This window comes from Frateuria sp. Soil773 (assembly GCF_001428405.1).
Taxonomy (GTDB): domain Bacteria; phylum Pseudomonadota; class Gammaproteobacteria; order Xanthomonadales; family Rhodanobacteraceae; genus LMSL01.
Window position 1 is genome coordinate 341,887 of sequence record NZ_LMSL01000040.1, and the last position, 12,928, is coordinate 354,814.

At 69.1% G+C, this 12,928-nt stretch carries 12 protein-coding genes, 1 tRNA gene and 1 other RNA gene; 6 read left to right on the plus strand and 8 right to left on the minus strand.

Annotated features, from left to right (window positions below; all coding sequences use genetic code 11):
- Positions 1-1,157: 1,157 nt before the first annotated feature.
- A complete protein-coding gene (locus ASG87_RS15675) occupies positions 1,158-1,538 on the minus strand; it encodes a hypothetical protein (protein ID WP_056007209.1) in 381 nt (126 codons plus the stop codon).
- Between the two features lie 235 nt (positions 1,539-1,773).
- Between ASG87_RS15675 and ASG87_RS15680 the strand changes: the two genes are divergently transcribed.
- On the plus strand, positions 1,774-2,157 hold the full coding sequence (locus ASG87_RS15680; RefSeq protein ID WP_056007212.1) for a response regulator: 384 nt from the start codon (positions 1,774-1,776) through the stop codon (positions 2,155-2,157).
- A gap of 504 nt (positions 2,158-2,661) precedes the next feature.
- Positions 2,662-3,006 (plus strand): hypothetical protein, encoded by a 345-nt coding sequence (locus ASG87_RS20270; RefSeq protein ID WP_157511121.1) that lies wholly within the window; start codon positions 2,662-2,664, stop codon positions 3,004-3,006.
- A 10-nt stretch (positions 3,007-3,016) separates the two neighbouring features.
- Here ASG87_RS20270 and ASG87_RS15690 read toward each other — a convergent pair whose 3' ends face one another.
- On the minus strand, positions 3,017-3,643 hold the full coding sequence (locus tag ASG87_RS15690; RefSeq protein WP_056007218.1) for a GIY-YIG nuclease family protein: 627 nt from the start codon (positions 3,641-3,643) through the stop codon (positions 3,017-3,019).
- Positions 3,644-3,745: 102 nt separating this feature from the next.
- Between ASG87_RS15690 and ASG87_RS15695 the strand changes: the two genes are divergently transcribed.
- Complete coding sequence (locus ASG87_RS15695; RefSeq protein ID WP_056007221.1) at positions 3,746-4,378, plus strand: NAD(P)H-dependent oxidoreductase; 633 nt, start codon at positions 3,746-3,748, stop codon at positions 4,376-4,378.
- 55 nt (positions 4,379-4,433) lie between these two features.
- Here ASG87_RS15695 and ASG87_RS15700 read toward each other — a convergent pair whose 3' ends face one another.
- A complete protein-coding gene (locus ASG87_RS15700; RefSeq protein WP_157511122.1) occupies positions 4,434-6,608 on the minus strand; it encodes a hypothetical protein in 2,175 nt (724 codons plus the stop codon).
- Positions 6,609-6,695: 87 nt separating this feature from the next.
- A complete protein-coding gene (locus ASG87_RS20275) occupies positions 6,696-6,971 on the minus strand; it encodes a hypothetical protein (RefSeq protein WP_157511123.1) in 276 nt (91 codons plus the stop codon).
- A gap of 267 nt (positions 6,972-7,238) precedes the next feature.
- Between ASG87_RS20275 and ASG87_RS15705 the strand changes: the two genes are divergently transcribed.
- Positions 7,239-7,688, plus strand: coding sequence for a PA2169 family four-helix-bundle protein (locus ASG87_RS15705; RefSeq protein WP_056007225.1), 450 nt, complete (start codon positions 7,239-7,241; stop codon positions 7,686-7,688).
- An 84-nt stretch (positions 7,689-7,772) separates the two neighbouring features.
- Positions 7,773-8,975, plus strand: coding sequence for an acetate/propionate family kinase (locus ASG87_RS15710; RefSeq protein ID WP_056007228.1), 1,203 nt, complete (start codon positions 7,773-7,775; stop codon positions 8,973-8,975).
- 54 nt (positions 8,976-9,029) lie between these two features.
- Here ASG87_RS15710 and ASG87_RS15715 read toward each other — a convergent pair whose 3' ends face one another.
- Positions 9,030-11,420 carry a phosphoketolase family protein gene (locus tag ASG87_RS15715; RefSeq protein WP_056007231.1) on the minus strand — a complete coding sequence of 797 codons (2,391 nt, stop codon included), beginning with the start codon at positions 11,418-11,420 and terminating at the stop codon, positions 9,030-9,032.
- A 143-nt stretch (positions 11,421-11,563) separates the two neighbouring features.
- Between ASG87_RS15715 and ASG87_RS20280 the strand changes: the two genes are divergently transcribed.
- Positions 11,564-11,722, plus strand: a complete 159-nt coding sequence (locus ASG87_RS20280; protein WP_157511124.1) for a hypothetical protein — start codon at positions 11,564-11,566, stop codon at positions 11,720-11,722.
- Here the strand turns inward: ASG87_RS20280 and ssrA are convergent.
- The 3 genes from ssrA to pgsA all read right to left on the minus strand — a co-directional run bounded on the left by ssrA (position 11,679) and on the right by pgsA (position 12,891).
- Positions 11,679-12,031: a transfer-messenger RNA gene (gene ssrA / locus ASG87_RS19630) on the minus strand. The two genes, ASG87_RS20280 and ssrA, sit on opposite strands and share 44 nt — an antisense overlap.
- A gap of 130 nt (positions 12,032-12,161) precedes the next feature.
- Positions 12,162-12,237, minus strand: a tRNA-Gly gene (locus ASG87_RS15720).
- Between the two features lie 72 nt (positions 12,238-12,309).
- Entirely contained in the window at positions 12,310-12,891 is a 582-nt protein-coding gene (gene pgsA / locus ASG87_RS15725; protein ID WP_056007234.1) for a CDP-diacylglycerol--glycerol-3-phosphate 3-phosphatidyltransferase, read from the minus strand.
- Positions 12,892-12,928: the final 37 nt, after the last annotated feature.

The following is a 12,928-nucleotide window of genomic DNA, read 5'->3' on the forward strand; positions in this document are numbered from 1 at the left end:
GCCACGCGGCTGCCGGCCAGCCCGGCAACGAGTTGCGCCGGACGGCGATGTTCTCAGAGAGGTTGATAGTCAAGGGAACGGCCCTCGCCTGCTCCGGTTTCCATGCCCACCGACTCGATGCCCGGGCCATGCGGCACGCACACGCACGAGCGGCAGTGACGTCATCCGGGTGCCTGAGGGCGCCGGTCCGGCGGCGGCACCGGATCACCCACCGGTGGCGCGGGTGGCTCCGGATCGGTCATGGGCGGCCGCTGCGGCTGCGGAACACCCGGCTCGGGCGGCGGGATGTCGGGCGAAGGCGGCGAAGGCGGACGGGGCGGCTCTGGCGGCGGGGCGGGATCTCCTGCCGCGCGGGTCGCGCCGACGCGCGGGATCGGTCGAAGTGGCTGGCGATGGTCCATGGTTCTCGTCGCTGGTCTATGGCGTTCCAGCTTGCGGAAGCATTGCGATAAGCCGCGCGACGCTTCCGTCAAGACGCGACTCACAGGAAGGCGTTGGACGTGCAGCCAGCCGGCGCAAGCACGGAAGGGCCGGACCTCGAGCCGAGGCGATTCGGCCACGTGCGCGATCGCGCATTCGTTCGCTTGCAGGGACGGCGGCCACGTCGCGTCTCCGGGCACCGACAGGCCGAGATCCGCCGTGCGTCCTTCAAGGCGCCTCGTCCGCCTCCGCGACGCAGGCGCCATGCCCGCATTCGCAAGGCTGATCCGTGGCCCCGGCATCGGCCTGGCGCTCGCAGGCTTCGCTGCAGTAGTCGCCTGCCCCTTTCACCTTGCATTCGCAGTGGGGGTTGGCGCAGGGATGGTCGATCTGCATAGGCACCTCGTGCATGCTTGGCAAGGCGGACGCCGGCAACATGCGGACAACGGAGCCGGCGAAGTTCGATGACCCACTGGACACTAGCGGCCGCAATGTGACGTTCGGGCATGGAGAATGTCGACGATCACATAACCGGCGCGTGCCGGGATTCGATTCGCCTGTCTACGCCGGCGAGCAAATCTGCCTCGGACGGGCAGTCCCTCAAGAAAGACCGGACAACTGGCTTCGCGTCCGTCATCCCGGCGCAAGCAGGAATCCAGTGCCCCTGCTCTATCAGACATCAAGACGCCGGATTCCTGCTTGCGCAGGAATGACGGGCATTCTTCCGCACCTTCGAATCAGTGCACCTCGAATCGCCCGCCGTATTTTTCCGTGTGGGCGATCAGGTAGGCGTTGAAGAAATCCTGGTCGCTGCCGACCGGCTCGATACCGGCCAGCAACTCGGGGTCCATCTGGCTGCGCAGGTCGCGCAGGTCGTAGTTTCGTCCCTCGTAGGTGACGAAATGATCCTCCGTATCCCGCGCGGCGCCGATGTCCGGGGTCTTCGCGGGAATGAACGGCGAAACCGGGTCGCTGGCCGGGAAGGTCTCCTCCAGCGCCTCGTCCTGGTTGTGGCTTTCCTTGTCCTTGCGCTGCTGGCGGGCTTGCGTGTTCTCGGCATTGGCAGTGTCGCCGCTGCTGGCCGGGTGCCTGGTGTCTTTGCGGTCGTGGCTGGACATGGGGATTTCTCGCTGTGGGGAGGCGGAACGGCAGCGTGACGGGCGGCGGGTTAAGCCCCGATGTGCGTTCCGTCTAGCCCTCGTTCCCGCGCGCCACCGCCGGAGAGTCCCCACCGGCCCCCTCTCTCAACCCTGCAAGGTAGCCGGCCGCCGCATGATGCAGGCTCTCGCCCTTTCGCCCTGCCGCGGCCTACACTGTGGCGCAAGGGGGGCGTTCCTTTGGAGCGCTCGAACAATGACCTTCGAATCGGCAAGGCGCGTGCTCGTGGTCGAGGACGATCCCGCGGTCGCCATGGTGGTGGAAGAGACGCTGCGCAACATGGGAGTGGACGTGCTGGTCGATCTCTCCCTCGTCAATGCGCTCAGCGATCTGGAGAGCAGCGAATTCGACGCGGCGCTGATCGAACAGAGCCTGCGCGGCGAAAGCGCGCACCCGCTGATACTCGCGCTGATCGAGCAGGGCGTGCCCTTCGCGGTGATGTCAGGCGGCGACCTGTCGGCGCTGGCGGCCCAGTTTCCCCGGGTTCCCATGATGTCCAAGCCGCTGGACATGAAATCGTTGGAGAAGGCGGTGGAGGACCTGCTGCGGATGCCTGCGCCTTCCCGTCGCTACGGCTGATGCCGCCGGTGACGATGCGCCGGCCCAGCCGGGCATCTTGCGCCGGCGGGCGGCCAACGCGTCCACGCTGAACGGCTTGGCGATCAGTTCGATGACCCGGGCGGAACCCTCCCGGCGCGGAGGCATGGCGGTCATAGGGAGGATCTACGGCCTTGGCCGCCTTTCGCGCGCCGCGTCCGCGAGGGCGCGGCCGCTCATTCCCGGCAGGCCGATGTCGGGTGACCAGCAGGCGGACGTCCTCGTTCGATTCGAGCGCCGCCGTCGCCCGCCTCGCCGTCGCCCGCCTCCAGTGCCGCATGGCCCAATTGGCGCAGGACCCCGACCACGATGTGGCACACCACGTCATCGTCCTCGACCACCGGCACGAGTCCCCTCTTCCCGGCCCCCATGCCTGCGCAGCCCGCATGGGGGCCAGGATGCGGCGAAGTTCGACCGGGCCTGGGCTGCCGCGATGGTCGGCGACCACCGAAGGCCGTCGCCCTGTTCACCGACGAGGCCAGCCGGATGCGCGCCCCCCAGGCACACACCTTTGCCGAAGCGACCCTGCCGGTCCCGAAGCCCCACCTGGAAATGGCGCAGAAGCTGCAGGCCGCCTTGAAGCGACGCAACCGCCAGGCGCCTTCGCGGCGCATGCGGTATGAGCGAAACGAAGAGCATCGAATGAACACGTCCAGCAACCAGCGCTGCGGCCATCCGGCATGCCGCTGCACCGTGCCCGGAGGCGAGGCCTGTTGCAGCGGGCATTGCCGCAAGCGCGTGGAATCGCCGACCACCAGCGAACCCGGGGAATGCCAGTGCGGCCACCCGGCCTGCACCGGCACCCGGGCCGGCGGCGGCAAGACGTCCTGACGCCGGCGGCTCAGCGCGTGCCGAAGTAGTCGCTGCTGCGATACCACGCCAGCACCTGCGGCGGCACCAGCGACTTCAGGTCCATGCCCAGCGCCTCGCAGGCGTCCAGCGTCTCGCGCAGCGCCCTTCCGGCGTGGCCGCTGCGCGCCGCGGCGGGCACGTTGAAGTATTCGTATTCGAGCGCGTCGAACAGCCGTTCCGACCAGCCGTAGAGCAGCGCGGCGCGTTCGGCGAACTGGTCGCGAAGCCACGCGCCCAGCGGCGCGTGCAGGACGAAGCCCTGCCTGGCGCAGGTTTCCCGCGCCAGCGCCTCCGCCGCCGCCGAGGCGCCGCGGAGCCATTCGGTGTGCCCGGCCGCGGCCTCGCGCACGGCCAGCGGCGCCGGCGCCCGGTATTCGGCGAACGCCTCCAGGAACAGCCGTTCGATGCGGCGCGCATCGCGCAGGCGATCGGTCTGGATGAGCAGGCCGCGGTCCAGGTCGAAGAAGCGGAAGAAGCGCCGGTGCAGGGTACGGAAGCGGTCCAGCGGGTCATGCGAGAAGCCGATCTTCAGCATGTCCTCGTCGCGGCAGGGAAGCACGTAGACGTAGGTGCGGCCACAATGGGCGAAACGCGGATAGACGGCTTCCTCTTCCAAGGCGCACCTGCATCGGGCCGTCCCTTGGACGACGCTTTCATCGTGGGACGACGACCACCCGCGTAGTCTCCACGGCCCCCACCCAGGCTGCAAGGCACGGCGATGGAAAAGCACGGCACCCGGGCATCGCGGCCACTGCGCGCGTTCGGCATGAACTGCACGCTCAAGCGCGGGCCGCAAGCCTCGTCCACCCAGAAGCTGCTCGACCAGCTCCTGCACGCGCTGCGCGGGCACGGCGTCGAGGTGTCCTCCACCCGCGTCGTCGAGCACGACGTCAAGCCGGGCGTGAAGGCCGACGAGGGCGACGGCGACGCCTGGCCGGCGCTGCGCCGGCAACTGCTCGACGCCGACATCCTCGTGCTCGCCACGCCCATCTGGATGGGCCAGCCATCGAGCATCGCCAAGCGCGTGCTGGAACGCATGGACGCCTTCCTGGACGAGATCGACGAACAGGGCCGCTATCCCACCTTCGGCCGGGTCGCCATGGCGGGCGTGGTGGGCAACGAGGATGGCGCCCACCACGTCACGGCCGAGCTCTACCAGGCGCTGGCCGACGTGGGCTTCACCCTGCCGGCGGGCAGCTCCGCGTACTGGGTCGGCGAGGCGATGGGCAGCGTCGACTACATCGACCTGCAGGACACGCCGAAACCGCTCGCCGGCACCATCCGCACCCTCGCCAGCAATGCGGCGCACCTTGCCTCGCTGCTGAAACGGGAACCCTATCCGGCGCCGTAGCCGCCGTCCGCATCGTGACGCAAGGACAGGCATCCGGACGGACCGCATGGGCCGTTCACGGCTCGTCTGCGGGCGACAGCAGGTCCGGCTGCGACCGATACCAGCGCGCGGCATGCAGCAGGTGGAAATCGCGCTGTCCCCCGGACAACCCTACGCCGAGGCCCAGCACGCCCCAGCGCACGTAGAGCGCGCCGTCGGGGATGCCGTCGCGCACGCGCAGATGGGCGGACAGATCGACGCGCTTGTTGCTGGCCGACAGCCGGTCGAGCACGAAATCGCCGCGGCGGGCATCGACCTCGGCATGGGCCGTGGCCTGGCCGTCGTCGATCACCCGCGCGATCCACTTGGGAAAGGCATTGCGCTCGGCGAACAGCGACAGCAGCAGGCTGACGTCCTTCATCACCATGGTGGCGTTGCCCCGCAACCGCATCGGCCGGTCCCAGTCGAGGCGGCCGTGCCGGATGGTGAAGCGGGCCCACCAGGGCGGATCTCGCGATCCGGCCACGCGGATGCCGTCCAGCATCAGGGTCAGGCGATCCAGGTCGTAGGCGTGCCCCGCGCGCCGGGAAGCGGTGAGCCTGGTATCCATATGCAGGTTGCCGAACAACCGCGATGGCCCCACGGCAAGCCACGCGCCGCTGCTGCTCACCTGCATCCGGCCGGCGTTGACGTCGCCCTTGCCGTCGATGCGGATGTCCGTGCTCATCCGGCCGCGGCCGGAGAGGAAATTCAAGCTCCTGCCGGGCAGGTAGGGGTTGTAGGCGCGCAGGTCGGGAACGTCCGCATCGGTAAAACGCAGCCGCGCGGCGAAGGCGTCGCGGAACCGGGCCAGGTCGCGCGACGACTGCATGTCCAGCCGCAGCCCGCGCCCGCGCAGATAGGGCGTGGAGGCCGCATCGGGGGCCAGCGCGAAGCGATCCGCGGAAAGGCTCATCGCCAGGCTGCCGCCGGCGGGAGCGTCGTCGACGCTGGCGAGCGCGTGCGCCTTGCCGGTGAACAGCTTGCCCAGGATGCGGGCGCCCAGCGCCACCTCCGGCACCTCCACCCGGCTGCCCGGCATCAGCGTCCCCGCCTCCAGCCGCAGCGAGCCTGCGACCTCGCCGGCGCCGTCCAGATGCAGCCACGGCTTGGAAAGAAGCAGCGGCGTCAGCCAGTCCAGCGAGGCGAAATGCCAGCGGAACCGGGCCGTGCCCGAGAGCAGCTTCACCGCGTCGGCGAAGGGGCGCAGCGGCAGCAGACGACGGCTGGCGAAACGCAGGCGCAGCTCGCCGCCGTCCTGCGCCGTCGTGCCCGCGCCGCCGGCGGCCGGCGCCACCTGCGCGCGCAGGGTCACGGCATCGGGTCCCATCTCGAGGCCCGCGTGGGCGCGATGCGGCCGCAGCGTGCCGTCGGTCTCCAGGCTGGCCATCGGGCCATCCCATTGCACGCTGCCGCCCGGCAGCAGGCTGCCGTGATCGAACGGGATGTCCAGCTTCAGCCGGCCCGCGGCCATGCCCTGCCCGGCCGACGCCGCGCGCGCGGGCCGCGGCATGAACGGCGGCGTGTCGCCGGCCACGCTCAACCGTCCGCTGGCGCGCTCCGCCTTGCGCCAGCCGGCGGGCCGTTCGTGCGTGAACGCATCCACCGCGAACCGCAGATCCACGTCCGCGCGCCGCAGCAACGGCTGCTGGCGGTAATCCAGCCGGGCATCGGACATCGCCACGCGCGACGGAAACACGCGGGTGGGCCCGCCGCGAAGCTGATGGGTGAAGCCCACCTCGCCCTCGCCATGACCCTCGGCCACCAGGTCGCCCAGCCGGACGCGGCGCAGCGATGACGTCCGGATGCCGTCGAAGGTGACGCGCCAGGCGTCGCTGCGCCAGGGCGGAGGCTTGCGGTCCGCCACGGTCGGCTGCACGTCCACCGCGACGGCATACGCGCGGATCGGGGCGAATCGCAGCTCGCGGCGAAACAACGGCCACAGCCGAACCCGTCCCCACGCGCGCTCGCCCTGCGCGCTCCACAGCAACTGGCGGGCGTGTCCGTGCAGGCGCAGCCCGTGCACGTCGATCTGTCCGGGCCAGGCCGTCCACGCCCACGACCATTGCACCTGGATGGTCTGCGGCTTGCGGTTGAGCTCGGCACGCGCCCGGCTGCTGTTGACGAGGACGTTGCCCGCGACCAGATAGAGGACGTACAGGCCGCCCAAGACCCATGCCACCACACGCAGCGGTGCGGGAAGCCTGCGCATCAGGCCCGGGGCGCCGGCTGGACACCGCGGACACGGGCGCTGCGGAGCGGCGTCGCGCCGGAACGGGCGTGCCGGCGTCGCACCGCCTCAGGCGCGACGCGAACCGCCTTCGGACGGCTGCTCCACACTGTCGTTGCGACGGTCGTCCCCCGCTTCGCCTGCGTCATCCGTTTCCCCCTCCCTTTCCGCACCGCCGCCTTCGTCCGGATCGCGCAACTGGCCGGGTATCCGCGGCGGGGCGTTCTTCGGCCGGCCGGGAGCCGGGCCCACGCCCTGTTCCTCCGGGCCGGCCTCATCGGATTTTCCCGGCGGGTCGGCGCGCTGGGGGTCGGTACCGGGTCCGGGTCGGTGGGGGCTGCCCATGGGCTCTCTCCGTTCAGTACGTGCGCCCGCAGTATTCGCCTGCGCTTGTCAGCAGGCCGTGCAGGAGGCGTAGGCAAGGGCAGCGCGGGTCAGCCGGTGGCGATGAGCGGCGATGACGTCATCGTGGCGACCTCTACCGCGACCTCGTGCAGCGCACTTGAACGAAACCGTTTCGCGGCCGTCACGCCCGATCGCATCCAATGGCTTCGCGGCAACTCCCCTCTTTCACCCGATAGGGACGCCTTCGACGGCGCCCAAGGAGAACCGATGCAAAACGACCACGACATCAAGACCCTCAACAGCCTCGTCGAAACCACCCTGGACAGCGCCGACGGCTATGCCGAGGCGGCCAAGGACGCCAAGAGCGATGCGCTCGTCGCGCTGTTCCGGGATCGCTCGCTCGAACGCCGGCAGGTGGCCACGACCCTGCAGCAACGCGTCCGCGAGCTGGGCGGAGAGCCCGAGGAAGAAGGCACGGTGCTGGCCTCCGCGCACCGCATGTTCGTGAATCTGCGCACCAGCCTCACCTCCAACGACAACAAGGCGGTGGTGGACGAGGTCGAGCGCGGCGAGGACCACATCAAGTCGAAGTTCGAGAACGCCATGAAGGACAAGGATGTGTCGCCGGGCACGATGGCCGTCATTTCCGACGCGTATACGTCGGTGCGCAACGGCCACGACCAGATGAGGGACATCAAGAAGGGGTTCCACGACTAGCGGGCGCCGGCCACTGGCGAAACCGGCCGCGGGAGCGCAGGCTTGGGCACCCACGAAGTACCGCGCTTCCGCGGGAAGCCTGCCATGAGTGAGTGGATCCTCGCGCTCAACTGCGGTTCGTCCAGCATCAAGTTCGCGCTGTTCGATGCAGGCCGGACGCCGCTCCCGCGCGGGCCGGACTGGAGCGGCAGGATCGACGGCATCGATACACCCGGTGCGCGCTACGTCGAGGCCGGCACCGACGCGGTTCCGCTCGGCCGCGAAGCCGGCCGCTCCCAGCATGCCGCGCTCGACCATATCCGCGAGCGCGTCCGCGACCGGCTCGGCGGCGCGCGCCTCGCCGCGGTCGCCCATCGCGTCGTGCACGGCGGCAGCAAGTATTTCGAGCCGGTACGCATCGATGCCGCCGTGCTCGCCGACCTCAGGAGCTACGTGCCGCTGGCGCCGCTGCACCAGCCGTTCGCGCTGGAAGCGATCGAGGCACTGATGCAGGCGCGCCCGGCGCCGGTGCAGGTGGCGTGCTTCGATACCGCGTTCCACCGCACCCTGCCGCAGGTCGAGCGGATGCTGCCGCTGTCGTGGTCCGCATGGGAACGCGGGCTGCGCCGCTACGGCTTCCACGGCCTCTCGTACGAATACCAGTCGATCGCGCTGCCCGAACGCCACGGCGACGCCGCCAGGGGGCGCGTGATCGTGGCCCATCTCGGCAGCGGCGCCAGTCTGTGCGCGATGCACCGGCTGGAAAGCGTCGCCACCACGATGGGCTTCTCGGCGCTCGACGGCCTGATGATGGGAACGCGCTGCGGCGCGCTCGACCCCGGCGCGGTGATCTACCTGATGGAAACCGGAAAGCTGACGCTCGCCGAAGTCGGCGACATGCTGTATCACCGGTCCGGCCTGCTCGGCATCTCCGGCGTCTCGTCGGATCCGGGCGTGCTGCTGGCCCAGGAGGCGCGCGACGACGGCACCGGCGAGCGCATCCGCGCGGCGCTCGCCCTCTACGTGCGCCGTATCGTGCGCGAGATCGGTGCGCTGGTCGCGGTGCTCGGCGGCCTCGACCTGCTCGCCTTCACCGCAGGCATCGGCGAGCACAATGCCGCGATCCGCGACCGGGTCTGCCACGGGCTTCGCTACCTGGGTGTCGAGCTTGATGCCGCCGCCAATGCCCGCAACGAGCCGCTCGTCTCGACGCCGGCAAGCCGCGTCGTCGTCGCCGTCGAACCGGCCAACGAGGAATGGATCATGGCATCGCACGCATGCGAGCTGGTCGCGAAGGCGCCCCGCTGACGGAGACGCAAGCCTGCCTTCATCGCCGGCGGCGCAGCGTCCCGGCCCTTATCGTCATGCCGCGGCCTGGCCGCTCCACGTCCATTCGCGGATCTCCGGCATGTCCTCGCCGTTCTCGTCGATGTACTGCCGGTGGGCAACCAACCGGTCCTGCAGCCACTGCTTCAGGTAGACGCCGCGCTCGCCCAGGTGCGGCAGGCGGTCGATCACGTCGATGACGAGGTGGAAGCGGTCGAGCCGGTTCAGCACGGTCATGTCGAACGCCGTGGTGATCGTGCCCTCTTCCCGGTAGCCGTGCACGTGCAGGTTGTCGTGGTTCCTGCGCCGGTACGTGAGGCGGTGGACCAGCGTCGGGTAGCCGTGGAACGCGAAGATGACCGGCCGGTCGACGGTGAACAACTGGTCGAAGCCGACGTCGTCGAGCCCGTGCGGATGCTCGCTCGGCGATTGCAGCTTCATCAGGTCGACCACGTTGACGACCCGCACGCGCAACGCCGGCAGGTGCTCGCGCAGCAGCGATACCGCGGCGAGCGTTTCCAGGGTCGGCACGTCGCCCGCGCAAGCCATCACCACGTCGGGCTCGCCGCCCTGGTCGTTGCTCGCCCACTGCCATATGCCGATGCCCCGGCTGCAATGCCGGACCGCCGCCGGCATGTCCAGCCATTGCGGCGCCGGGTGCTTGCCGGCCACCACGACGTTGACGTAGTGCCGGCTGCGCAGGCAGTGGTCCATCACCGAGAGCAGGCAGTTCGCGTCCGGCGGCAGGTAGACGCGGACGATTTCCGCCTTCTTGTTGGCGACGTGGTCGATGAAGCCCGGATCCTGGTGCGTGAAGCCGTTGTGGTCCTGCCGCCAGACGTGCGAGGCGAGCAGGTAGTTGAGCGAGGCGATCGGGCGGCGCCACGGTATCGCGGCGGTCATCTTCAGCCACTTCGCATGCTGGTTGAACATCGAGTCGACGATATGGATGAAGGCCTCGTAGCAGTTGAACAGCCCGTGCCGGCCGGTCAGCAGGTAGCCTTCCAGCCAGCCTTCGCACTGGTGCTCGCTGAGCACCTCGACGACGCGCCCCCGCGTCGCCAGGAACTCGTCATCCGGCAGCGTCGCCGCCTCCCATTGGCGATCGGTGGCGTCGAAAACGGCCTGCAGGCCGTTCGAAACGGTCTCGTCGGGCCCGAAGATGCGGAAGTTGCACGGCTCCTGGTTCAGCCGCAGCACGTCGCGCAGGAACGGGGCGAGGTTGCGCGTATCGCCGATGCCCCGCACGCCCGGCGCCGGCACGTCCACCGCGTAGTTGCGGAAGTCGGGCATCCGCAGATCGCGCAGCAGCAAGCCGCCGTTCGCGTGCGGGTTCGCGCTCATGCGCCGCGGCCCGGCGGGCGCGAGTTCGGCCAGCTCGGGGCGCAGGCGGCCCTGTTCGTCGAACAGTTCCTCCGGCCGATAGCTGCGCAGCCACGCTTCCAGTTGCTGCAGGTGCTCCGGCGGACTCGACGCGGACACCGGCAGCGGAACCTGGTGCGACCGGAACGTGCCCTCGATGGGGCGGCCATCGACGAAGCGTGGCCCGGTCCATCCTTTCGGCGACCGCAGCACGATCATCGGCCAATGGGGGCGTTGCGAAACGCCTTGCTCCCGTGCGTGATGCTGGATCTCCCGGATCCGCGCCACGACCGTATCCAGCGTCGCGGCCATCGCCGCGTGCATCGGCCCGGGCTCGCTGCCTTCCACGAAGTGCGGCGCCCAGCCGTAGCCGCGCAGCAACTGTTCGAGCTCGTCGCGCGGGATGCGCGCGAGCACGGTCGGGTTGGCGATCTTGTAGCCGTTCAGGTGCAGGATCGGCAGCACGGCGCCGTCGTGCACCGGATCGAGAAACTTGTTCGAATGCCACGCGGTCGCCAGCGGCCCGGTCTCCGCCTCGCCGTCGCCGACGACGCAGGCAGCGATCAGCTCCGGATTGTCGAACACCGCCCCGAAGGCATGGCTCAGCGAGTAGCCCAGTTCGCCGCCTTCGTGGATCGATCCCGGGCACTCGGGCGATGCGTGGCTGGCGATGCCGCCCGGGAACGAGAACTGCTTGAACAGCCGCTGCAGGCCCTGCTCGTCGCGCCCGATCTCCGGGTAGACCTCGCTGTAGGTTCCTTCGAGATAGGCATTGGCGACGACCGCGGGCCCGCCGTGACCGGGCCCCGAAAGATAAATCATGTCCAGGTCGTACCGCCGGATCGCGCGGTTCAGATGCGCGTAGATGAAGTTCTGCCCGGGCGTCGTCCCCCAGTGCCCCAGCAGCATGCGCTTGACGTGGTCGAGCGTGAGCGGCGTGCGCAGCAGGGGATTGCCGCGCAGGTAGATCTGCCCCACCGACAGATAGTTCGCGGCGCGCCAGTAGGCGTCGATCCGTGCCAGCAGCCCGGCATCGGCCGCATCGAAAAGTGCCGCAGTCGCCATGGCGTCCCCCGTGCTTGCGGATCAGTCTCGCTCCAGTATCCGGCGTCCGATGTGAAGAACGGCTTCAGATCGCGCTGCGTTCCCGGACCCGCCATGCTGCCCCAGGCATGCGGAAGCCGCCAGTTCGAGCAGGGAGGGCATCGATGCAGAAGGTATCCACGGGCCTGGCCCTGCGGAACGCATCGGGCAAAGAAAAGGCCGGAAGCCCCGATGCTGCTGGGCTTTCCGGCCTTTTCTGGATGCCGCTGGGCGGCGTATTGGTGGAGGTGGCGGGAGTCGAACCCGCGTCCGAAGGCGCTTGACGCCCGGTACTACATGCTTAGCTCACCGTTGGATCTCGTTCCCCGGCAGCACGGTGTGCGAAGCGCACCGGAGAACCAGCCCGCTTGATTTGACCTGAGACCGGCAGGCGGCAGTCTTCGGCGATCCCGTGATAATGACCCTACATCCACGAGCACAGGCACAAGTGGGTTCGGGGCTAAGCCTTAAGCGGCCAGAGCGTAGTTGTCGTCGTTGGCAACTATGAGTTTGCGGCTGGATTAACGAGGAAAGCTGCCCCCTCGGCATGCACCAAGCCATCTCACTACCCCCGTCGAAGCCAGGACACCCCCGGGGAAAGAGCTGGTCAGCATTTGAAGTATATGGGGGCTCACGCCGCCACTTCAACGGATGCGGCCGGCAGCTGGCACCGGTCGCCCCGAAACGAAGAAACCCCGGCTTGGCCGGGGCTTCTTCCAAGACTGGAGCGGGAAACGAGACTCGAACTCGCGACCCCGACCTTGGCAAGGTCGTGCTCTACCAACTGAGCTATTCCCGCATCGGAGTCGCGCATTCTAATACGCGATTGCCGATCGTCAAGCCCTGCGCGCGACGATCGTGCGACGGCGGATCACGCCTGCGGCGGTTCGCCGCGCAGGGCCGGCCACGCCGCGCGCAGGTAGTGCAGGCCCGACCAGATGGTCAGCACGCCCGCGATCACCAGCAGGGCCTCGCCGACGTGGTACAGCCGCAAGGTATTGGCGTCGTGCTGCACGATCAGCACGACCAGCGCGATCATCTGCATCGCCGTCTTGAGCTTGCCGATGAAGGCGACCTTGACGGTGGCGCGCATGCCGATTTCCGCCATCCACTCGCGCAGCGCGGAGACGCTGATCTCGCGTCCGACGATGATCGCCGCGGTCACCGCCATCACGATGCCGGGCCAGCCCCCCGGATGCGACTGGACCAGCAGGAACAGGGTCACCGCGACCATCAGCTTGTCGGCGACCGGGTCGAGGAAGGCGCCGAAGGCCGAGGTCATGTCGAGCCGGCGCGCGAGGTAGCCGTCGAGCCAGTCGGTCACCGCCGCGAGGACGAAGACCACCGCCGCCGTGATGTTGTGGCCGCGGAACGGCAGGTAGAACACCAGCACCATCACCGGCAGCAGTGCCACGCGGAACAGGGTCAGCCAGGTCGGCAGGTTGATGCGCATCGGGGTTCTCTTGGTTTTTTGCCAGTGTCTCACGCTT

What these genes read in the sequence shown, in the direction of transcription:
- ASG87_RS15675 (WP_056007209.1), bottom strand. Translation starts at nt 1,538, where the DNA reads ATGTCCAGCCACGACCGCAAAGACACCAGGCACCCGGCCAGCAGCGGC.
- ASG87_RS15680 (WP_056007212.1), top strand. Translation starts at nt 1,774, where the DNA reads ATGACCTTCGAATCGGCAAGGCGCGTGCTCGTGGTCGAGGACGATCCC.
- ASG87_RS20270 (WP_157511121.1), top strand. Translation starts at nt 2,662, where the DNA reads ATGCGCGCCCCCCAGGCACACACCTTTGCCGAAGCGACCCTGCCGGTC.
- ASG87_RS15695 (WP_056007221.1), top strand. Translation starts at nt 3,746, where the DNA reads ATGGAAAAGCACGGCACCCGGGCATCGCGGCCACTGCGCGCGTTCGGC.
- ASG87_RS15700 (WP_157511122.1), bottom strand. Translation starts at nt 6,608, where the DNA reads ATGCGCAGGCTTCCCGCACCGCTGCGTGTGGTGGCATGGGTCTTGGGC.
- ASG87_RS20275 (WP_157511123.1), bottom strand. Translation starts at nt 6,971, where the DNA reads ATGGGCAGCCCCCACCGACCCGGACCCGGTACCGACCCCCAGCGCGCC.
- ASG87_RS15705 (WP_056007225.1), top strand. Translation starts at nt 7,239, where the DNA reads ATGCAAAACGACCACGACATCAAGACCCTCAACAGCCTCGTCGAAACC.
- ASG87_RS15710 (WP_056007228.1), top strand. Translation starts at nt 7,773, where the DNA reads ATGAGTGAGTGGATCCTCGCGCTCAACTGCGGTTCGTCCAGCATCAAG.
- ASG87_RS15715 (WP_056007231.1), bottom strand. Translation starts at nt 11,420, where the DNA reads ATGGCGACTGCGGCACTTTTCGATGCGGCCGATGCCGGGCTGCTGGCA.
- ASG87_RS20280 (WP_157511124.1), top strand. Translation starts at nt 11,564, where the DNA reads ATGCAGAAGGTATCCACGGGCCTGGCCCTGCGGAACGCATCGGGCAAA.
- pgsA (WP_056007234.1), bottom strand. Translation starts at nt 12,891, where the DNA reads ATGCGCATCAACCTGCCGACCTGGCTGACCCTGTTCCGCGTGGCACTG.